18 protein-coding genes and 1 tRNA gene are annotated in these 18,998 nt (G+C 57.3%); 10 read left to right on the top strand and 9 right to left on the bottom strand.

The annotated features are described in order from the left end of the window. Window positions 1-135: 135 nt before the first annotated feature. Complete coding sequence (gene metA / locus D1841_RS13815) at window positions 136-1,062, top strand: homoserine O-succinyltransferase (RefSeq protein WP_160643922.1); 927 nt, start codon at window positions 136-138, stop codon at window positions 1,060-1,062. A gap of 56 nt (window positions 1,063-1,118) precedes the next feature. Here metA and D1841_RS13810 read toward each other — a convergent pair whose 3' ends face one another. Next, on the bottom strand, window positions 1,119-1,328 hold the full coding sequence (locus D1841_RS13810) for a hypothetical protein (RefSeq protein WP_160643924.1): 210 nt from the start codon (window positions 1,326-1,328) through the stop codon (window positions 1,119-1,121). 297 nt (window positions 1,329-1,625) lie between these two features. Between D1841_RS13810 and D1841_RS13805 the strand changes: the two genes are divergently transcribed. The 4 genes from D1841_RS13805 (at window position 1,626) to D1841_RS13790 (ending at window position 4,269) form a co-directional block, all read left to right on the top strand. Further along, window positions 1,626-1,865, top strand: coding sequence for a hypothetical protein (locus tag D1841_RS13805; RefSeq protein ID WP_160643926.1), 240 nt, complete (start codon window positions 1,626-1,628; stop codon window positions 1,863-1,865). 126 nt (window positions 1,866-1,991) lie between these two features. After that, window positions 1,992-2,891: a DUF5685 family protein gene (locus tag D1841_RS13800; RefSeq protein ID WP_161880063.1), complete on the top strand. Its 900-nt coding sequence runs from the start codon at window positions 1,992-1,994 to the stop codon at window positions 2,889-2,891. Between the two features lie 195 nt (window positions 2,892-3,086). Beyond that, a complete protein-coding gene (locus D1841_RS13795) occupies window positions 3,087-3,707 on the top strand; it encodes a J domain-containing protein (protein ID WP_160643928.1) in 621 nt (206 codons plus the stop codon). A gap of 19 nt (window positions 3,708-3,726) precedes the next feature. After that, window positions 3,727-4,269 (top strand): hypothetical protein, encoded by a 543-nt coding sequence (locus D1841_RS13790; protein ID WP_160643930.1) that lies wholly within the window; start codon window positions 3,727-3,729, stop codon window positions 4,267-4,269. A gap of 66 nt (window positions 4,270-4,335) precedes the next feature. Here D1841_RS13790 and D1841_RS13785 read toward each other — a convergent pair whose 3' ends face one another. Both D1841_RS13785 and D1841_RS13780 read right to left on the bottom strand, forming a co-directional pair. Further along, window positions 4,336-4,893: a GNAT family N-acetyltransferase gene (locus D1841_RS13785; RefSeq protein ID WP_160643932.1), complete on the bottom strand. Its 558-nt coding sequence runs from the start codon at window positions 4,891-4,893 to the stop codon at window positions 4,336-4,338. A gap of 42 nt (window positions 4,894-4,935) precedes the next feature. Then, window positions 4,936-5,697 (bottom strand): SDR family oxidoreductase, encoded by a 762-nt coding sequence (locus D1841_RS13780; protein WP_160643934.1) that lies wholly within the window; start codon window positions 5,695-5,697, stop codon window positions 4,936-4,938. A 375-nt stretch (window positions 5,698-6,072) separates the two neighbouring features. Here D1841_RS13780 and D1841_RS13775 point away from each other — a divergent pair, with 375 nt between their 5' ends. From D1841_RS13775 to D1841_RS13760, 4 genes are all read left to right on the top strand, one after another. Beyond that, window positions 6,073-6,504: an NUDIX domain-containing protein gene (locus tag D1841_RS13775; protein ID WP_160643936.1), complete on the top strand. Its 432-nt coding sequence runs from the start codon at window positions 6,073-6,075 to the stop codon at window positions 6,502-6,504. Between the two features lie 139 nt (window positions 6,505-6,643). Beyond that, window positions 6,644-9,490: an ABC transporter ATP-binding protein gene (locus tag D1841_RS13770; protein ID WP_347564016.1), complete on the top strand. Its 2,847-nt coding sequence runs from the start codon at window positions 6,644-6,646 to the stop codon at window positions 9,488-9,490. Between the two features lie 29 nt (window positions 9,491-9,519). Then, window positions 9,520-11,364 carry an ABC transporter ATP-binding protein gene (locus D1841_RS13765; protein WP_160643952.1) on the top strand — a complete coding sequence of 615 codons (1,845 nt, stop codon included), beginning with the start codon at window positions 9,520-9,522 and terminating at the stop codon, window positions 11,362-11,364. Between the two features lie 12 nt (window positions 11,365-11,376). After that, window positions 11,377-12,261: a diacylglycerol kinase family protein gene (locus D1841_RS13760; RefSeq protein ID WP_160643938.1), complete on the top strand. Its 885-nt coding sequence runs from the start codon at window positions 11,377-11,379 to the stop codon at window positions 12,259-12,261. 471 nt (window positions 12,262-12,732) lie between these two features. Here D1841_RS13760 and ispD read toward each other — a convergent pair whose 3' ends face one another. Beyond that, a complete protein-coding gene (gene ispD, locus D1841_RS13755) occupies window positions 12,733-13,902 on the bottom strand; it encodes a 2-C-methyl-D-erythritol 4-phosphate cytidylyltransferase (protein WP_160643940.1) in 1,170 nt (389 codons plus the stop codon). A 159-nt stretch (window positions 13,903-14,061) separates the two neighbouring features. Between ispD and D1841_RS13750 the strand changes: the two genes are divergently transcribed. Then, a tRNA-Ile gene (locus D1841_RS13750) sits at window positions 14,062-14,138 on the top strand. 364 nt (window positions 14,139-14,502) lie between these two features. Here the strand turns inward: D1841_RS13750 and D1841_RS13745 are convergent. From D1841_RS13745 to D1841_RS13725, 5 genes are all read right to left on the bottom strand, one after another. After that, window positions 14,503-15,438, bottom strand: coding sequence for an AEC family transporter (locus D1841_RS13745; RefSeq protein WP_166554274.1), 936 nt, complete (start codon window positions 15,436-15,438; stop codon window positions 14,503-14,505). 154 nt (window positions 15,439-15,592) lie between these two features. Continuing rightward, window positions 15,593-16,966, bottom strand: a complete 1,374-nt coding sequence (locus tag D1841_RS13740; RefSeq protein ID WP_161880061.1) for a hypothetical protein — start codon at window positions 16,964-16,966, stop codon at window positions 15,593-15,595. 389 nt (window positions 16,967-17,355) lie between these two features. Further along, window positions 17,356-17,730 (bottom strand): hypothetical protein, encoded by a 375-nt coding sequence (locus tag D1841_RS19285; RefSeq protein WP_347564015.1) that lies wholly within the window; start codon window positions 17,728-17,730, stop codon window positions 17,356-17,358. Between the two features lie 117 nt (window positions 17,731-17,847). After that, a complete protein-coding gene (locus D1841_RS13730; RefSeq protein ID WP_160643946.1) occupies window positions 17,848-18,666 on the bottom strand; it encodes a GH25 family lysozyme in 819 nt (272 codons plus the stop codon). Continuing rightward, window positions 18,663-18,998: holin family protein (locus D1841_RS13725; protein ID WP_160643948.1), on the bottom strand; the 336-nt coding region annotated here is incomplete at its 5' end. The genes D1841_RS13730 and D1841_RS13725, both read right to left, overlap by 4 nt.

The following is an 18,998-nucleotide window of genomic DNA, read 5'->3' as shown; positions in this document are numbered from 1 at the left end:
GAGAGGCTGTGGTATAATGTCTTTGCTTCCCTTCGCCTTCCGGCTCGCGGGACAGCTTTGATATAATAACACCTATTGCCAGGAAAGTCAACCCCTTTTTTTTAAAAATTTCAAATTTCTAAAGGATGTGACAAAATGCCTATCCGAATCCAGATGGATCTGCCTGCCATTGAGGTGCTGGAGTCTGAAAACATCTTTGTGATGAGCCACGAGCGTGCGCAGAACCAGGACATCCGCCCTCTGAAGATTGCCATACTTAATTTAATGCCCACCAAGATTGAAACTGAAACCCAGCTTCTGCGGCTTTTGGGCAACTCCCCCTTGCAGGTAGATGTGGAACTGCTGCACCCTGCCACCCATATCAGCAAGAACACCAGCGCCGGGCACCTGAACGCTTTCTATAAGACGTTCCCGGATGTGCGGGGGGAGAAATATGACGGGATGATTATTACAGGCGCGCCTGTGGAAAAGCTACCCTTTGAGGAAGTGGACTATTGGCGGGAAATGTGCGATATAATGGAGTGGTCTAAGGAGAACGTGTATTCTGTGCTGCACATCTGCTGGGGCGCCCAGGCCGGGCTGTACTATCATTACGGGGTGCCCAAGTATCCCCTGCCGGAAAAGCTCAGCGGCATTTATAATCATACTGTGTTAAATCCATACCACCCCCTGATGCGGGGCTTTGACGACAATTACTTTGCCCCCCACTCCCGCCATACCGAGGTGCGCCTGGAGGATATCCGGCAGTGCCCGGGCTTAATCCCCCTGGCTGTGTCAGATTTGGCAGGGCTGCACATTGTCGCCGACAAGGAGGGCAGGCAGATTTTTGTTACGGGCCACGCGGAATATGACCGGGACACCCTGGCAAAGGAATATTTCCGTGACATGAACAAGGGGCTGAACCCCAAAGTGCCTTACCACTACTTCCCGGAGGACGATCATTCCCGCACGCCGCCCTTCACCTGGCGGAGCAACGCCCATTTATTAGTATCCAACTGGCTGAACTACTATGTATACCAGCAGACCCCCTACGATTTCCTCCAGGGCAGCCTGCCTATGTAAGCGGGCGCTGCCTCCCCTCCTGCCAGGAACAAGGAGGGCCGGGCGCGCCTGCCCGCTTACTGCTGGATGCTCAGCTCGTTTATCATGGCTTCCAACTGCTGGGAAGAGCGGATTATCCCTTCCCGGCTTTCCAGCTTGTTCCGGACTTCTTCAGGCAAATCCCGCAGGCCCAGATCGTCCCGCAGCAGGGAACTGAAGGTCACCCCGGACACGCCCCCGCTTACCAGGCTTCTGGCTGGCACATCCCCCCAAAAATATGGGATCATAAAAACCGCCACGCGGTACAGGATTCGCACAGGAAGGCGATGAAACAACCACCTTTTGTGCCCGGTACCGTTCCTTTCTCTAGATTTTTCACATCAATCACCCCCGAAAGCTATTGTCCGCTTTCAGGGGTGTTCCATACATGGGGATTTTTTGAAAATTACCATGGAGGTTATACTTCTAAGTATGTATAGTAATGCCAGGATCCATCTTATTCCCGCCGCTTTCCCCAGCGCATATTTTTCCCCTTCCCGCGAAAAATATAGAACGGAAGCCGCAAAAGGGAAAGGAGCATCTCTGTGAAAAACAAAAACAGCGGAAAGAAGCCCATGCAGTATCACGAGCACGATCCCCTGCCGGAGGGAAAATTCCCCAGCACGTCAAACGTCTGCTCCGCCACTGAATGTACAGGCCTAATGTATGCCGCGCCTGCCAACCGGGCGGAGCTGGAGTCTTACCGGGAGCTTTCCAGCATGGAGATCCCCCGGGAGGCTGCCGGCGAAAGCCCGGAGAAGCCCGTCTCTCCCCGGGGGCGGTAGCCCTGTGCCCCTTCCCGGCGGGCAGGGGCATACATAAAGAAAAAGCGCCGCGCCCAATGTTTACAGTGTGTTCAACAACTTTTGGAGGGAATGGGGTACAATAGGAAGCCAGAGGGGGTATTGTTTTTGTTTGGATATGTGCGCCCCAACAAATCGGAGCTGCTGGTGCGGGAGTACGAGCAGTATAAGGCGGTGTACTGCCAGCTTTGCAAGGTGCTGGGCCAGGAATACGGCCCGGCTTCCCGGTTCCTGCTCAGCTATGACTGCACCTTTTATGCCCTGCTGGCCCTTGCCGTATCCGGCGCGAAGCTTACCGAGCATAAAAAAACCTGCGCCATGAACCCTTTAAAGCACTGCCGCTATCTTGCGGGGGAAGGGGAAGCCTATCAGAAAGCCGCCGCCCTGACGGTGCTGCTGGCATACCACAAGCTGCAGGATGACATTGCGGACGAAGGCTTCCTGAAATCCCTGGGGAAGCGCCTGCTGCGGCCCTTCTTCCGCCGGAAGGCACGCAAAGCCGGGCTGCGGTATCCTTTTCTGGCTGAATCGGCGGAAAAGGCCATGGCTGCCCAGGCGGAAGCGGAAAGCGCCCAGGCCGGGCTGGACGCCTGCGCCGAGCCTACCGCCCGGCTGCTGTCCCAGGTGTTCGGGGAGCTTGCGGGGGGGGACGCGCGGCAGGAAATGCCCCTCTCCCAATTTGGGTATTTCCTGGGCAGGTGGGTTTACCTCATGGACGCCGCAGACGATTTGCCGGAGGACCTCCGCACCGGGGCCTTTAACCCCTTTATTGCAAAGCTGGGATTTTGGGGCAAGACAGCGCTGACAGAGGAGGAACGCCGCCAGGCAGACAATTTCTGCAACGCGGCTTTAAACCGCACAGCCGCCCAGATGGCGCTGCCCTTAAACCTTATAGACCTGATGAATTTTGAGCCAATCATCGAAAACGTGGTGCAGAAAGGCCTGCCGGAGCTGCAAAGGGAAATCCTCTTTCTGCACATTAAGGAAAAGCCCCGGCGGGAGTTATAGTAAACACACTTGAAAATCGGTATAACCTGATTTTCAAGCTGGGCGGCTGCGCCGCCCGGTTCAAAGGAGGCCCGCTGCCTCTTTTGAACTGTGTTAACTACAAAACCTGTAAAGGCTTCCATGCTATAGTGGATATACTGGAACGCAAAGGAAGAATAAGGGAATCAATTTTGGAACCTGGAAAAGGAGCAGTACATGAGCGATCCGTACAAAGCCCTGGGCGTTTCGCCCTCGGCAACCGATGAGGAAGTGAAGGAGGCTTACCGCAGCCTTGCCAAAAAGTACCACCCGGATCAGTATGCCGACAGCCCCTTAAAAGAGCTGGCGGACGAGAAGATGAAGGAAATCAACGAAGCCTACGACGCCATCACCGCCCAGCGCAAGGCAGGCAGCGGGCAGGGGCGTGCCGGGGGATATAGCTACAACAATGTGGGCGGCAGCCGCGGCTCTGCTTTCAGCGATGTGCGCAGCCTGATTATGGCGGGACGCATTGCGGACGCTGAGCAGCTTTTAAACGGCGTGCCCGCCGAGCGCCGCAATGCCGAATGGTATTTCCTGAAAGGCTCTGTGCTGTACCGCCGGGGCTGGCTGGAGGAGGCAAAGGATCACTTCTCCCGGGCCTGCCAGATGGAGCCGGGCAACGGCGAATACAGCGCCGCTTTAAACCAGGCCATGAACCAAGGCACTGGCATGTATGGCGGCTATAACCCCAACATGGCCGCGGGAGGCTGCAACACCTGCGATCTGTGCCAAGGCCTTATCTGCGCCGACTGCTGCTGCGAATGCATGGGCGGGGATTTAATCTCCTGCTGCTGACAGAAAGGGGCGCTTTGCTGTGAAGCAATCAGTAAAAATAGCGTTAAGCGGCGTTATGGCAGCGCTGGGCACCGTTTTGATGCTTTTTCAGGGCCTGGCGCCCATGGCCAGCATTGCTGCTCCAGCTATGGCGGGGTGCCTGCTGATCCCCGTGGTGGCAGAGGCCGGGGTGCCCTGGGGCTTTGGATGCTATGGGGCCACGGCGGTTTTCGTCATGCTTTTGGCCCCGGACAGGGAGGCCGCCCTGATTTACCTGCTGTTTTTCGGCTATTATCCCGCCCTGTTCGGCCTGCTGGCCCGCATCCGGAAAAGGCCTGTGCGGGTTCTCTCCAAGCTGCTGGTTTTTAACGCGGCCTGCATTGCGGAAGCCCTGCTGGCCCTGTATATGCTGGGGGTTCCCTTAGAAAGCATTTCCTTTTTAGGGCCTTTCACGCCCCTCCTCCTGCTGGTTCTGGCAAACCTGGTGTTCCTGGTGTATGACTTTGCCCTGGCAGGGCTTATCTCTGCCTATTTCCAGCGGCTCCATCCCCGTTTGGGAAAAATCCTCCGGGGCGGCAGATAGGGCGGATTCCATATAGAGCATAAAAACACAGGCGTGTTTTACGCCTGTGTTTTTCAAATTATACAGCTATTCTGTTTCCTGGGGCCTGCATTCCATCAGCCAGCAGTCCCGCATACCGCCCTCGTGCAGCTCGTGCTTTGGCAGCAGCTTCACCAGCCGGAAACCGCAGGCCTCGTAGCAGCGGATGGCCCTCTTATTATCCGTATGGGGATCCACATAGACAGCCTGGGCATTTTCGGCAACGGCAAGATGTTTGAGAAGCAGGGAAATGAAAGCCCTGCCAATGCGTTTCCCCCAGCAGGCTGTTTCGCCCAGGAACTGATCCATGGCAAAGGCCGGAGAGGGGGCCTCCGGGCAGCCATACGCCTGCTTTTCCCCCTCGTCCAGCGGATAAACCTGCACATACCCCGCCGGGCTTCCCTCATAGAGGATGATGCAGCGGGAAAGGCCGTCCTCCTTGTAAAAATGCTCCTGCACCATCTGGGGCGTGAAGGGCCTGTCCCGCCCCTCGTACCATTCCAGAACAGCGGGATCTGTCAGCCACCGCAGCAGCAGGGAAGCGTCCTCCGCCTTCAGCGGCCGCAGGGCCACCGGGCCTTCCCGCAGGGCAATTTCAAGCTGCATAAAAACCTCCCCGTATCGTTCCTTATCTTTACCAGGGCGTGTTCACACCTCTGTAAATTCCATAATGAACCCATGGGGCAGAAGCTTTGCCGCCAGCCTGTACAGCTTATACCAGATACCCTTGGTGTACACAAGTTTGCCCCGCTTGGCGGCCCGCAGGGAGCCTGCCGCCACGTCCTTCGGGGAAACCCGGGGCAGCTTGTCAATAAGCCGCGACTTGCCCTCCGGCACATTTGCCACATGCCAGAAGTCTGTATCCATAGGGCCGGGGCAAACGGCTGTAACCTTGATGCCCCTGGGCCGCAGCTCGTCGTGAAGGGCCTTGGAAAGGGCCAGCACATAGGCCTTCGTGGCGCTGTAAACGGACATGCGGGGGGTGGGGGCAAAGGCGGCGATGGAAGCCACGTTGAGGACAAGGCTGTCGTCCAGCATATAGGGCAGGCACAGGCGGGTGAGGCCTGTGAGGGCCTTGCAGTTTAAATCCACCATGCCGGTCTGCTCCCCCCGGACAGAGGCAAAAAAGTCGCTGCATTTGCCAAAGCCCGCGTTATTTACCAGCACCTTGATTTCCGGGTTGTTTTCCTTTAAAAGCTGCTCCATAACCTCCAGGCTCTCGTCCTTTGCGAGATCCAGGGAAATGGTGGCAATGGTTTTGTCGGTGTGCTCCTCGGCAACCTTGAAAAGGGCTTCCTTGTTGCGGGCGATAATCCAGAAGGAATCCACGCTGGGATACTGCTCCATAATAGCGTTGATATATTCCTTCCCCAGCCCGGAGGACGCCCCTGTGATAAGTGCCGTAACCATAAAAAATCACCATGCGATACGGAAATACGCACAAAAAGGCCAGGCATATCCGCCTTTTGTGCCCGGTACCATTCCTTTCTCCCAAATTTTTTGCCGTATCAGGCTTGTCCCCCTGACACATTCCTTTGGAAAGACCTGTATATTCTAAATTTTACCCCTTTCCGTCCCCGCTGTCAATTCCTTTTATATGAAAGCGGCAGGGGTTTTGGCAAAACTTCAGAAGGGCAGGGGGCGGAACATGCCGGAATTTGGCGAAAAATGCCGGCGCCGGGAAAAAGCAGGCTTCCCCTGGTTTTTTCCTTTTGCCGGGTGTACAAAGGGCTGTTCCAGGTGGTATACTGAGAGGCGGGAATATTGCGAAAGGAAAGGAATGCCATGCTGTGCAAAGTGTTAGCCAAGGAAGAAACGGGAAGCTGCAAATTCGTGGTGGTGTTTTCCCGGTATCAGGGGAAGCTGCTTTTAAGCCGCCACCAAGCGCGGGACACCTGGGAAACCCAGGGCGGCCACATTGAGCCGGGGGAATCCCCGGAGGAGGCGGCCCGGCGGGAGCTTTGGGAGGAATCGGGGGCGGAAAGCTTCACGCTGCAGCCTGTGTGCGGGTATCGGGCCGCGGACGACGAATGGGACAAGGGGGCGGTGGGCATGGTTTTTCTGGCGGAGATCCGCGGCCTTGGCCCCCTGCCGGAAAAGGAGATGGCGGAAACCCGGCTTTTTGACGCTTTGCCGGAAAACCTCACCTACCCGGACATCACCCCCCTGCTGTGGGAGCGGCTGGCGGGGTCAGGGCTTTGGAGCCATTGTGAATAGAGTGTAAAGCCTTCTTTAACTTTTCCCCTGCCGCCTTGACGCTGGGGGCAGGGGCGTGCTATAGTCAAGGGAGGCCCTGCCCCGGGCGGCGGGGGACGGATTATTTTTTACTGTTTTTGGAGAAAGGGGGCGGCAGCCTGTGAAGCTGACCGCGCGATATCTGAAGCCCTTTTGGGCGCTGGTGCTTATCTGCATTTTCCTTTTATTCGGCCAGGCTGTAAGCGAGCTGGCCCTGCCCAACCTGATGAGCAGCCTTGTAAACGTGGGCATCCAGCAGGGGGGCCTGGAGGCAGGCGCGCCTGAGGCCATGAGCCAGAAGGCCCATGCGCTTCTGCTTTATTTTGCCGGGGAGGAGGAAAAGGCCCTGCTGGAGGAAGGCTACTATACCATAGAGCCGGAAAGCAGCGAGGCCCAGCGCATTTCCGGGGACTATCCCCTGGCCCGGCGGGAGGCTGTGTGCCTGCTGCGGGAGGGGCTGGAGCCGGAAGCCCGGAAGGCCCTGGACGGAGCCTTCGGGCAGGCCTCCTATGGCTTCCTGCTGTATATGCAGGAGGCTTCTGCTTCTGGGGAGCTGGAAGAGCTTGCCTTAAAGGCCGGACAAACCCAGAACGCGGCCCGCCCTGTTTTGCCGGACAAAACGGAAAAGCCGGCGGACCTGGAAAACGGGGACACGGAGCCTTCCCTGCCTGACGGGGAGGCATCCTCTGTGCCGGAGGGCAGCAGCGCAGCGCCTGACGAAGAGCCTGATAGGTTTTCCACTGTGGGCACGGATCCCAACCTGGAAATTCCGGACGACGGCTACCGGGTGGACGCAACGGATCCCAACCTGCGAATCCCTGACGAGGATTATACCGTTCCCGCCAGCGGCATGAACCTGACCCTCCTGCCCCGGGCGGAAAGCCCCAGGCAGGAGGCCGCCGGGGAGCCTGCGGTTATGCCCATGGGGGATTTCGCCGGGGTGGAGCCTGAAGGAGGGCTGGAGGCCCCCCTTCCCGGCGCAGGCGAAAGCTTTGTAAGCCCCGCCCCCGGCACAGAGGGCGGCGAAGGGCATGAGGGCAGCGCGGACTCCCCCGCGGAGTGGGACAGCCCTGAGGACACTGTGAGCAAGCCGGAGTTTAACGGCAGCAGCGCGCCCCAGCCGGAGAACCCGCCCCAGCCGGGAGAGCCTGGCGGGGGAAGCGCGGGGAAAGGCGGCTTTTCCCTGTCAGAAAACGGCATCCGGGGCATGAGCGCCCAGCAGCTTTACCAGCTTCTCCCCCTCCTGGAGCTTGCCCCCCGGGAAAGCCTTTCCAAGGCCGCTTCCCTGGCGGCGGAAGCCCCCGGGGCCATGGGGGAACAGGTGGGCGTAAACCTGAAAAAGCTTTTCTATGAGGAGCTGGGGCTGGACACCGCCCCCGCCCAGTCTGCCTATATCTGGGGCAAGGGTTTGGTAATGCTGGGGGTTTCCCTGCTGGGCGCTTTGGCGGCTGTGCTGGTGGGGCTTTTCTCCTCCCGCATTGCGGCGGCTGTGGGCAAGCGCCTGCGCCACGACCTGTTCTCCAAGGTAATGGGCCTGGGCGGGCCGGAGTTTGACAAATTCTCCACTGCCTCCCTTATCACCCGCACCACAAACGATGTGCAGCAGGTGCAGATGCTGATTACCATGGGGCTGCGGCTGGTGTGCTATGCCCCCATTATGGGCATAGGGGGCGTCCTCTTTGCCGTGGAGAAAAGCGTTTCCATGAGCTGGATTGTGGCGGCTGCCGTTGTGGTGATGCTGGGGCTGGCGATGACGGCCATGGCCCTGGCCCTGCCGAAATTTAAGGCGCTGCAGGGGATGATGGACGCCCTGAACCGTATCAGCCGGGAGCACCTTTCCGGCATGATGGTGGTGCGGGCCTTTGGGAACCAGGATTTTGAAGAGGATCGCTTTAAAGGCGCAAACCAGGAATTTTCCCATACAAGCCGCTTTGTCCAGCGGGTGATGGCAGGCATGATGCCCATGATGATGCTGGTGATGAACCTGAGCACCCTGGTTATCCTGTGGGTGGGAGGCCATGCCATTGCGGAGTCTGCCCTGCAGATTGGGGACATGATGGCTTTCATCCAGTATGCCATGCAGATTATCGCCTCCTTCTTAATGATTGCCATGATGTTTATTATGCTGCCCCGGGCCAGCGTTTCCGCGGAGCGCATCCGGGAGGTGCTGGATATGCCCCTGGCGGTGCAGGATCCGGAAAGCCCGGAAAAGCCCGGGGAGATACAGGGCGTTATCGAGTTTAAGGACGTGAGCTTCCGCTATGGGGATGCGGAAAGCAACGTGCTGGAGCATATCAGCTTTACGGCCCGGCCCGGGGAGACCACTGCCATTATCGGCGCAACAGGAGCGGGGAAGTCTACCCTTATAAACCTTATCCCCCGGTTTTATGACGCGACAGAAGGGGAAATCACCCTGGACGGGGTGGACATCCGGAAGTACCGCCAGGAGGATTTGCGGAACAGCATTGGCTTTGTGCCCCAGAAAGCCCTGCTGTTTACAGGCTCTGTGAAGGAAAACCTGCTGTATGGCAAGGAGAGCGCCGGCGATGAGGAAGTGCTGCAGGCCCTGGAAGTTGCCCAGGCGGCAGGCTTTGTGGGGGACATGGAAAAGGGCCTGGACGCTTTCATTGCCCAGGGCGGCGGGAACGTTTCCGGCGGCCAGCGGCAGCGGCTTTCCATGGCCCGGGCCTTGGTGCGCAAGGCCCCTGTGTATATTTTTGACGACAGCTTTTCCGCCCTGGACTTTAAAACAGAGGCCGCCCTGCGGGCTGCCTTGGGGCCGTATACGGAAAAGGCGGCTGTGCTCATTGTGGCCCAGCGGGTGAGCACCATTATGCAGGCAGAGCAGATCCTGGTGCTGGATGACGGCAGGCTTGCGGGCAAGGGCACCCACAAGGAGCTTCTGGAAAGCTGCCCTGTCTACCGGGAGATTGCGGAAAGCCAGCTTCGGAAGGAGGAATTGGTGTGAGCGAGAAGGAGAAAAACAGGCCCGCCCCCATGGGGCCACGCGGGCCTCATGGCCATGGCCCTATGGCCGCCGGAGGCCAGAAGGCTAAAAACTTCGGGCGCAGCGGCAGGGAGCTTTTACGGTATCTGAAGCCTTTCCGGGGGCTGCTGGTGCTGGTGATGCTTTTCGCGGCGGCCTCCACTGTGTTCACCATTGCGGGGCCGAAGGTGCTGGCCCTTGCCACAGACGAGCTGGCGGCAGGGCTGATGCGTACCATCACAGGCGCTGGGGAGGGCATTGACTTTATCTATATCGGCAGGGTGCTGCTGGTTCTGGGAGGGCTGTACCTGGCGGGCGCTGGGTTTTCCTACCTGCAGGGGCACATTATGGCCGGGGTTTCCACCCAGGTACACTTTGACCTGCGAAACGCCATCACCCATAAAATCAACTGCCTCCCCCTTTCCTACTTCCACAAGACCACCCAGGGGGACGTGCTCTCCCGCATGACAAACGATGTGGACGCGCTGTCAACCTCCCTTTCCCAGAGCGTTACCCAGCTTATCACCTCTGCCTGCACCATGATTGGCGTGGTGGTGCTGATGCTTACCATAAGCTGGCAGCTTACCCTGGTGGTTTTGTGCATCCTTCCGGTATCTTTCGGCCTGGTGCTGGGCATTGTAAAAGTATCCCAGCGGCACTTCCAGGGCCAGCAGGAGTATCTGGGAAGCGTCAACGGGCAGGTGGAGGAAATGTATGGCGGGCACCTGGTGGTGAAAGCCTTTGGCAGGGAGGAGCAGGCTGCCGCAGCCTTTGACGCGGAAAACGAAAAGCTTTATAACGCCGGGTGGAAGGCAAACTTCCTGTCCGGGCTGATGCACCCTGTGATGAGCTTTGTGGGGAACCTGGGCTATGTGGCGGTGTGCGTGGCAGGGGCCGCCATGGCGGCGGGGGGCGCTATGACCATTGGCGGCATACAGGCCTTTATCCAGTATGTGCGCAGCTTCACCCAGCCGGTGATGCAGCTTGCCAGCATCGGCAGCCAACTGCAGATGACGGTGGCGGCGGCGGAGCGGATTTTCGAGTTTTTAGGAGAGGAAGAGGAAGCCGAGCCGGAGCCTCTGGCCCGCATGGCAGATCTGAACCCCAAGGGGGACATCACCTTCTCCCACGTGCGCTTTGGCTATAACGGGCCGGAGGAGCCTGTTATCAAGGATTTCTCCGCAGAGGTGAAGGCCGGGCAGAAGGTGGCTATCGTCGGCCCCACCGGGGCGGGCAAAACCACCATGGTAAAGCTTCTCATGCGCTTTCACGACATAGACGGCGGGGAAATCACCTTTGACGGCCACCCGGTGACAGATTTCACCCGGGAGGATCTGCGCACGGAATTCGGCATGGTGCTTCAGGACGCCTGGCTGTATAACGCCACCATTATGGAGAACATCCGCTACGGGCGGCTGGGCGCTACAGACGAAGAGGTGGTGCAGGCGGCAAAGGCCGCCCAGGCCGACCACTTTATCCGCACCCTGCCCGGGGGCTACCAGATGGTGCTCAGCGAGGACGGGGAGGGCGTTTCCCAGGGCCAGCGCCAGCTTCTCACCATTGCCCGGGCCATTCTGGCGGATCCCCGGGTGATGATTTTAGACGAGGCCACCAGCTCTGTGGACACCCGCACCGAGGTGCTTTTGCAGCGGGCCATGGATAACCTGATGCAGGGCCGCACCAGCTTTATCATCGCCCACCGGCTTTCCACCATCCAGGGCGCCGACCTGATTTTGTGCATGAAGGACGGGGACATTGTGGAGCAGGGCACCCACGATTCCCTGATAGCAAAAAACGGCTTCTACGCAGAGCTTTACAGAAGCCAGTTCCAGCGCCCTGCCGGGGCGCGTTCCTAAGGAGGGCAGCCCATGAAAACCATATTGCTGGTAAACGCCAACGCGGGCAGGCAGGGCATCCTGCAAAAGCTTCCCCAGGTTGAGGAAGTGTTTGCCGCCGGGGGCGGGGACGTGGAGGTTATCAAAACAGAATCCAAGGAGCAGGGGGAAAAGGCCCTGCTCCTTGCAGCAGGGAAAAACCCCGGGAGGCTGGTGGTGTGCGGGGGCGACGGCACCCTGAGCGACACAGTAAACCTGCTGCTGCGGGAAAAAGCCCTGGGGCCTTTGGGATATATCCCGGCGGGAACCACCAACGATTTCGCAAGCTTTCTGGGGATTCCCAAAGATCCAGTGAAGGCCGCGTCCTTCATCGCCATGGGAAAGCCCCGGCCCCTTGACCTGGGGCGCATGGGCAGGCGCAGCTTCCTGTATGTGGCCTCTTTCGGGGCCTTCACACAGTCCTCCTACAACACCACCCAAAGCCTGAAAAACTCTTTGGGGCACCTTGCCTACGTGATTGAGGGCATTAAAGAGCTGCCCGCCCTGCAGTCTTATGAAGCCCGGGTGGAAACGGCGGAGGGCGGGGTATACGAGGGGAAATACCTCTATGGGGGCCTGAGCAGCTCCACCTCCCTGGGAGGCGTTATCAAGCTGGACGAATCCAAGGTTGACCCCTGCGACGGCCTGTTCGAGCTGTGCCTGGTGAAGCAGCCCCAAAGCCTTCATGAGTTGAACCGCATCCTCCTGGCCCTGATGAGCGGCAAGGCGGAGGAGGATCTTATCACCTTCACCCATACAAAGGGCGCTGTTTTCACCTGCAAGGAGCCTATGCCCTGGTCTTTGGACGGGGAATACTGCGCGGGGGGAGAGCGCATGGAGACAGAGGTGCTTCCCGGCGCTTTGAAGCTTTACTGGTGAGGCGCCCCGCTTCCTCCCGGGAAAAAGCCGCCCGGCTTTTGGCCCTCATCCCCCTGTGCCCTTCCTGGGGCGGCAGGAGGTTATGCAGGCGGTGGGGATAAGGGCGGGCACGGCCGACAGACAAAGTTCAAAGCCACTGGAGTCTGTTTTAAGACCAGAGAAATGCCCGCATTTTTGTTCAGGGCGGGCGGTTTCAAGACGAAAACCGAAAGACAAGCTATCGCCTGTGGAGGATTTTTGACGCGGAAGATGGCCGCTTATGGGCAAAAAGATAAACGTTTCCGATTTTTCAAACAAGCCCTGCCCATATACTGGAATATCGTTATGTTTACTATGGCCTTCTCAAAAGGAGCCTGCGAGATGAGGGGGCGGGGAAGGAAAAATTTTTCTAGCCAACAGGCCTGCAACTGCTGTGTTACAGGCCTGTTGGCTAGAAAAGCATACTGACAGATGCTCATTTGGGGCATGCAGCTACTCCTGCAGGCAGCACACAGCCGATGCCGCCATGCCTTCCCCAGAGCCTGTAAAGCCCAGGCCCTCCTCGGTGGTTGCTTTCACGCTCACCTGCTGCAGGGTCAGGGAGCAGGCTGCCGCCAGCTTCTCCCGCATTTCCGGCACGTAGGGGGCCACTTTCGGCTGCTGGGCGATGAGGGTGGCGTCAATATTGGAAATGGAAAAGCCCTGGGAGGCAAGCAGGGCACAGACCTCCTCCAGCAAGCCCAGGCTGTCCGCCCCGCTGTACTGGGGATCCGTATCCGGAAAGAGCCTGCCAATATCCCCCAAGGCGGCGGCGCCTAAAAGGGCGTCACAGACAGCGTGGGTGAGCACGTCTGCGTCCGAGTGGCCCAAAAGCCCCATTTCAAAGGGGACCTCCACCCCGCCCAGCACCAGCCGCCGTCCAGAAACCAGCCGGTGTACGTCATAGCCATATCCCACGCGCATTTTTTGTTCCTCCTTTTGCCCCAGCCCCAAAAAGGCCCGAGCCGCTTCCATGTCTTCCGGGGTGGTCAGCTTCAAGTTACGGTAACTGCCCGGGGAAAGCTTCACTTGCCCTCCCGCCCATTCCACAAGCTGGCAGTCGTCGGTGCAGGACAGGTTCTCGCCCTGGGCTTTCCGGGCCGCGTATTCATACATGCCCCGCTCAAAGGCCTGGGGCGTCTGCACAGCCCAAAGCCTTTCCCGGGGCGGGGTGGATTCCACAAAGCCCAGGCCGTTTTCCAGCTTGCAGGTATCCTTAGAGGGCACTGCCGCTGTAGCCGCTCCATACTCCAGGGCGTCCCGGCACACTGCCTCCACCATTTCCGGGGTGACAAAGGGCCGCGCCCCGTCGTGGATGAGCACATATCCCCACTGGGGATCCAAGGCCAGCACGCCGTTTAATACGGATTCCTGCCGGGAAGCGCCCCCCGGCACCACCTGTACCGGCTTAGCAAGTCCCTGGGCTGCCCGGCGGGCTTCCTCCATGTCCTCCTCCCGGCACACCAGGCAGATCTCCCCCACCAAGGGGCAGGCATCCAGCACTTCCAGAGAATATTCCAAAACCCGCCTGCCGGCTAACCTGCTAAAGACCTTGCTTTTCTGCCCGCCCATCCGGGAGGAGCTTCCTGCCGCCGCAACCACTGCCCCAAACTTTTCTTCCATCTCCCGCCGCTCCTTTCCTCCAGCTCCTGCCGGCAAGGGGATATCTTGCAAATTGTATCGCGCAGGCAGTATCTCCACCCTTGGAACACATCCCGCTGCCAAAAAAGCACTTGCCAAAACCCAAAGTTTATGCTAAAATAATACCGCTGTGCAATACAAGGACCATTAGCGCAGTTGGTTAGAGCAACCGGCTCATAACCGGTCGGTCCGGGGTTCGAGTCCCTGATGGTCCACCACACCTGCGGTGCGCAAGTCGCGAACCGCAGGTTTTTCTATGCTTGCGCTTTCCAGCCCGCGCTGGAAAGTTTTTTATATCTGATTCACAGAGCAATTACGACAAAACCATACCGTTGTACCTATCCGCGCACTTACATTTTGTAGCTGCGCGGACTTTTTTTGCCCACGATAAAGAAACATCTTTCCTATTATAGTAAAGAAACACTGCAGTGCGCACGTCGCGAGCCGCAGGTTTTTCTATGCTTTCACTGCCCAGCCCGCGCTGGAAAGCTTTTTTATTTGCTTCACAAAGCAATTATGGCAAAACCATGCCGTTGTACCTAATCCGCGCGCCCGGGGCGCACGGGTTTTCTTTCCTTGCTTTTATCCCACCACGTGCCAGTACAGCATGGTCATCAGGGGAATGGTGGCAAGGCATAGTATGGTGGAGACGATATTGATGGCGCTGGAATACCCCGCGTCCTCATGGTAGAGCACCGCAAGCTGGGTGGTAGTCACCGAAGGCGGCGTGGTGCAGGCCAGGAAGGAGATGTACAGCACTGTGGCGGCATCTGGCAGCAGCTTATAGGCCTCCGTAAGCCTGATAAGCCCCAGCATCAGCAGGGGGCACAGGCACAGCCGCAAAAGGGCTATCTTATAGATTTGCGGGTTGGAAAAGCTCTTCTTCAGGCTGTTCCCTGCCATGAGCATTCCCATGACGAACATCCCCAGAGGGGCCATCAGGCCGCCCACTGTTTTCAATGTATCCGTCATGACGGCCGGCAGCCGCACTCCCAGCAAAAACAGCGCCAGCCCCACCAGGATGCTGATAATGTTCACATTGGTAAACAGCTTTTTCAGATCCACGCCCTTTTCATGGCTGATCATGCCCCGGGCATGGGTCCATTGCAGGGTGATCTGCACAGAGATAAAGGCGCTGGAATACAGCACCCATTCCGGGCCTAACACAGACAGCACCACAGGGATAATCATATTCCCGGCGTTTGAATACATCACAGAGGCCCTCTCTATGGCGCTGAACTTCCACAGCCGTCCCAGAAGCCCTATCAGCCCCAGGTATACCACATGAATGGCAATGGCGGCGGCAAAGGCCAGCAGCAGGCCCTGTATCGTCTCCCGGGTATACGCAATCTGGAAAGCGTTGATAATGGCGCAGGGGGACACCAGGTATACCGACACCATGGTTAACACCCGGCTTTCCTCTCCCCGCACCCGCTTTGTACGCACCAGCATATAGCCCATAACCAGCATAAAGAAATATTTCAGCATCTGCTGAAATATTAACAGGGCAATTTCCATGTCCCGCACTCCCGTCCTCTTTTTCTGTTTCAAAGTATAGCATAGCCCTATGCCTTTTGCAAGGACGCCCTTCCCGGCGGGAGTGTCCAGACAGTGCGTTTTATATCTACAGCGCAAAATCGCGGGACTCCTCTCGCCTGCCGGGTTCGGGTAACTACCGCCCATTTGCCGCTTTTTCTATTGCCCCGGAAAGCCACAGCAAATCCTTTGCGGTAATTTCCCCGTCCCTGTCCCGGTCTGCTGCCAGAAAGGCTGGCTTTACCATGTCATCCTCTCTATGAAGCAGCATCCGCTGGGCCTCTTCCATGTCTGACGGGCCTGTTCTGCCGTTGCCGCTGCAATCTCCCCAGACGATAACGACTGTCTCATTTTCATAGGTGTCTGTCTTCCCCTGAAAGGCCGACATCCCTGTGCCCAACAGGCCGTTCGTCACCGTTTCCCCTTCCGGGGTTTTGATAAGGGCCTCCTGGGGCTTTAATTCCTCCAGCAGCCATTCCACAGGCACTTCCCCGGTTATGTAGAAATAGCCGTCTCCTAACTCCAACCAGGAAGGTTTTTCAGAAGGGCCGGGGCTGGGAGAGACACTGGGGCTTGGCGCGGGGGAAAGGCTGGGCTGTTCCTGGGTGAAGGCATAGGGAGCATAATATAGCATCTTCTCCCGGCTCATCAGCACACCCTTTTCCGTCAGGGCCAGGGGCTTTCCATCCGGGGTGCAGGTTCCGGCTTCTTCGCCGTCCCACAAAACCCGGTGGATACGCCCTGTGCTGTCTGCGTAGGTAATGCCGGCCCTGTCTGCCCGGCAGAGGGACTGGGGTGGGATGCCCTCCAGCACAGGCTCCGCCTTTTCCCCCTCCACCTGCCAGACATTGCCGCCGCTGTCCAGGAAAGCGTTTTCCCCAATAACCCGCTGGGGCCTTCCTCCTGTAATGGCTTTCAGGTTTTCCAAAGAACCGCCCATAAAAAAACTGTCCTCTGTACACACCCATAGCTGCCCGCTCTCTGTCACCTGCAAAAGGGAGATGTTTTTGTCAAAGCTGTGTTCCTGGAAATCCCCGTCCAGGGAAAAGAGCTGAAGGGTTTGGGGGCTGTCCTTTGCCACGGCGTATACTTCCCCCTGGGCTGTGCAGTCGAAAAGGGCGACATCATCGGCTGTCAGGGAGGTGACGCAGGTTTCCCCCTGCTCCAGGCTGCCAGTGTAGGCGTCTGCGCAGAAAAAGACTTCCCACTCCCGGAAAACAAAGAGCCTGCCGCCCCGGTATGCGGCCCCCAGCAGGGGATAGCCCAAATCTACCCGGGCAAAGCCCTCGTCCCCGCCGGCAAGGAGGAAGCTTCCTGTCCCCTGGATACAGGCAAGGTATGGCCCTGTCTGTCCGTGGGCGCAGAGCAGAAGCTTATCCCCCTCCTTACACAAAGGCTCCCCGGCAAGGGGCTGGCCCGCCCCTGCCATCCCGCCGGGAAGCAGTCCCCAAAACGCCGCCAGCAGCAGCCAAACTCCCAACAGCCGTTTTCCTCCCTTTCGCCTTTTCAAAACTTCCGCCTCCGTTCCCCAGGGCTGTTATGCCGCCTAGTGCCGTACTACCTGTCAATAAGAATTTTGGGGGCCAATCAAGGAAAATGTTTCGCGAACGCATCTATGCGATTGCGCCTCTGCAAGAAAATTCAAGGCAATGCCGCTTAATTTTAAGCAGCATATCGCGGCAGAAATTTCTTCGTAAGAGTACAGGAAAGACGCGCAGGCAAACTGGCGTTTGTCAAGCAGCCTTTGTGTGCTATGACGGGAAAACAGCCCGCGAGATGCCGCTTAAGGTGTCAACTGTAAATTGCGCGGTGTTGCCTTAACATAGAGTGGCTCCCAAAAAACGCTTAGACGGTGATTACTGGTTGTGAATACAGGTTCTTACATTTATTATAACATATTCAAGGCTCTTTTTCACCATCTTTTTCGATAAATTGCGTCCAGTGTGTCAAGCCGCTGACTTTCAATCCCGTATGTTCCAACACATAATCCTTAATTTCCTCATAGGCGGCCTTGCTCTCTGCAGCCGTCAAATCAAACTTGCCCATCTGAAGCTCTGCTTCGATATGTTGGTCTGAATGAAGTTTGGACAATAAACATACCGTCTCAACGGTATTACCCCTTTCCCACAAAACTTTCCTTACTTCCTTGCCGTCAATATAAATCGGGAAATTAAATTCTATCGACTTTAACGGCATTTCTGACTCACCATTCGGATATATCTGAATTTCTTTAATGAGGTAAGTGATAAGGCTTTTCTTTTCCTCGTCACTCATTATAGCATAAATTCCAGACTTACGCAAGGTAAAGAAAAGCAGTATTTTCAAGGGGTCGCTGAATTATCTGCTTCACTCAAATGGGGCTTAATTCACCCGACTAGTAACAATCTAGTATCACGCTTTCCGGGTGCCCTGGTTGTAAAGCACCTGGGCCAGTTCCTGCCGGGTCACGGGGCTTTGGGGCCGGAACTTACCGTTCCCATCCCCTACCATAGCGCCGGTTTCCTTGACGTGTTCCACAGCCTTTTCGGCCCATCCGCTTACCGGCTTTTCGCCCTGCTCCTTCTGATACCGGGTCATGTACTCTTTCCACTGTTCATAGGTCACTTTGGCTTCCTCCTTTTCTTTTTTCGGGCCGGTCAGGGCGGGGTAGTCCTTATAGGCAATATTGCCATCGAAGGCTTTGCCGCCAATGGTCAAGCGGTCTGTATTCTGCCAAATGCCGTAAGGCTTGGTATACTCACACACGCTGTTCCACTGGGCAACCCATTTATCCCACTTATCCAGCCGGAAGTTATTCAGGCGGCTATTCCACCACGACAGGGAAGAATACACCCCCACATATAACCCGGCCTTTTCAATGGCCGTGCAGAAGGTTTCACAGAGGGAAACAAGGTCGGCTCCGATCTGCTGGGCATCCTCCACATCATACCACACGCCATAGGCGGGCTTTTTGCCGCCCAGAAGCCTTAGAACGTGCTGGGCCTCACTCTTTGCCATATCCCGATCAAGGGCATAGGAATAGAGGTAGGTGCCCCACGGCATCCCGGCGGCTTCAGCCTTGCGGACGTTTTCGGCAAACCGTTCATCATCCTGGTATGTGAAATCACTCCCATACCCACAGCGAATAATTACAAACTGAATCCCCGCCGCCTTCAAGGCGTTAAAATCCACATTGCCATTGTGAACGGAAATATCAACACCCTTTTTCATTTTTCATCACCGCTTTCCGCTTTATTTTTCAGTACTTCAATGGCCCTGGTAATCACCGCCGGAATGGGAACACCCATAAGGCCCGCATTTTCCACAATAGAGATCGTTTCATTGGCGATAAAGCCAATAACAACCGCATCCCGGATAAAGTTAGCCCCGGTCACCAAATCCAGGCGGCAAGCCACAAGCACCACTAACAGTGTTACCCCCTTGCGGCAAAGGCCCTTCCATCCGGCGCGGCTTTCCAATGTGCCGTTAGGCGTTTTCTCTGAGTTGTGGAACACTCCGGCCACGATCAGGCCGGTCAGGTAGTCAATACCCATGAAAATCAG

Source organism: Neglectibacter sp. X4, assembly GCF_009917365.1.
GTDB lineage: Bacteria > Bacillota > Clostridia > Oscillospirales > Acutalibacteraceae > Acutalibacter.
Note: the sequence above shows the minus strand (reverse complement) of the source record. Positions and strands in the feature narration are given on the sequence as shown.

What these genes read in the sequence shown, in the direction of transcription:
- metA (WP_160643922.1), top strand. Translation starts at nt 136, where the DNA reads ATGCCTATCCGAATCCAGATGGATCTGCCTGCCATTGAGGTGCTGGAG.
- D1841_RS13810 (WP_160643924.1), bottom strand. Translation starts at nt 1,328, where the DNA reads ATGATCCCATATTTTTGGGGGGATGTGCCAGCCAGAAGCCTGGTAAGC.
- D1841_RS13795 (WP_160643928.1), top strand. Translation starts at nt 3,087, where the DNA reads ATGAGCGATCCGTACAAAGCCCTGGGCGTTTCGCCCTCGGCAACCGAT.
- D1841_RS13785 (WP_160643932.1), bottom strand. Translation starts at nt 4,893, where the DNA reads ATGCAGCTTGAAATTGCCCTGCGGGAAGGCCCGGTGGCCCTGCGGCCG.
- D1841_RS13780 (WP_160643934.1), bottom strand. Translation starts at nt 5,697, where the DNA reads ATGGTTACGGCACTTATCACAGGGGCGTCCTCCGGGCTGGGGAAGGAA.
- D1841_RS13775 (WP_160643936.1), top strand. Translation starts at nt 6,073, where the DNA reads ATGCTGTGCAAAGTGTTAGCCAAGGAAGAAACGGGAAGCTGCAAATTC.
- D1841_RS13765 (WP_160643952.1), top strand. Translation starts at nt 9,520, where the DNA reads ATGGGGCCACGCGGGCCTCATGGCCATGGCCCTATGGCCGCCGGAGGC.
- D1841_RS13760 (WP_160643938.1), top strand. Translation starts at nt 11,377, where the DNA reads ATGAAAACCATATTGCTGGTAAACGCCAACGCGGGCAGGCAGGGCATC.
- ispD (WP_160643940.1), bottom strand. Translation starts at nt 13,902, where the DNA reads ATGGAAGAAAAGTTTGGGGCAGTGGTTGCGGCGGCAGGAAGCTCCTCC.
- D1841_RS13745 (WP_166554274.1), bottom strand. Translation starts at nt 15,438, where the DNA reads ATGGAAATTGCCCTGTTAATATTTCAGCAGATGCTGAAATATTTCTTT.
- D1841_RS19285 (WP_347564015.1), bottom strand. Translation starts at nt 17,730, where the DNA reads ATGAGTGACGAGGAAAAGAAAAGCCTTATCACTTACCTCATTAAAGAA.
- D1841_RS13730 (WP_160643946.1), bottom strand. Translation starts at nt 18,666, where the DNA reads ATGAAAAAGGGTGTTGATATTTCCGTTCACAATGGCAATGTGGATTTT.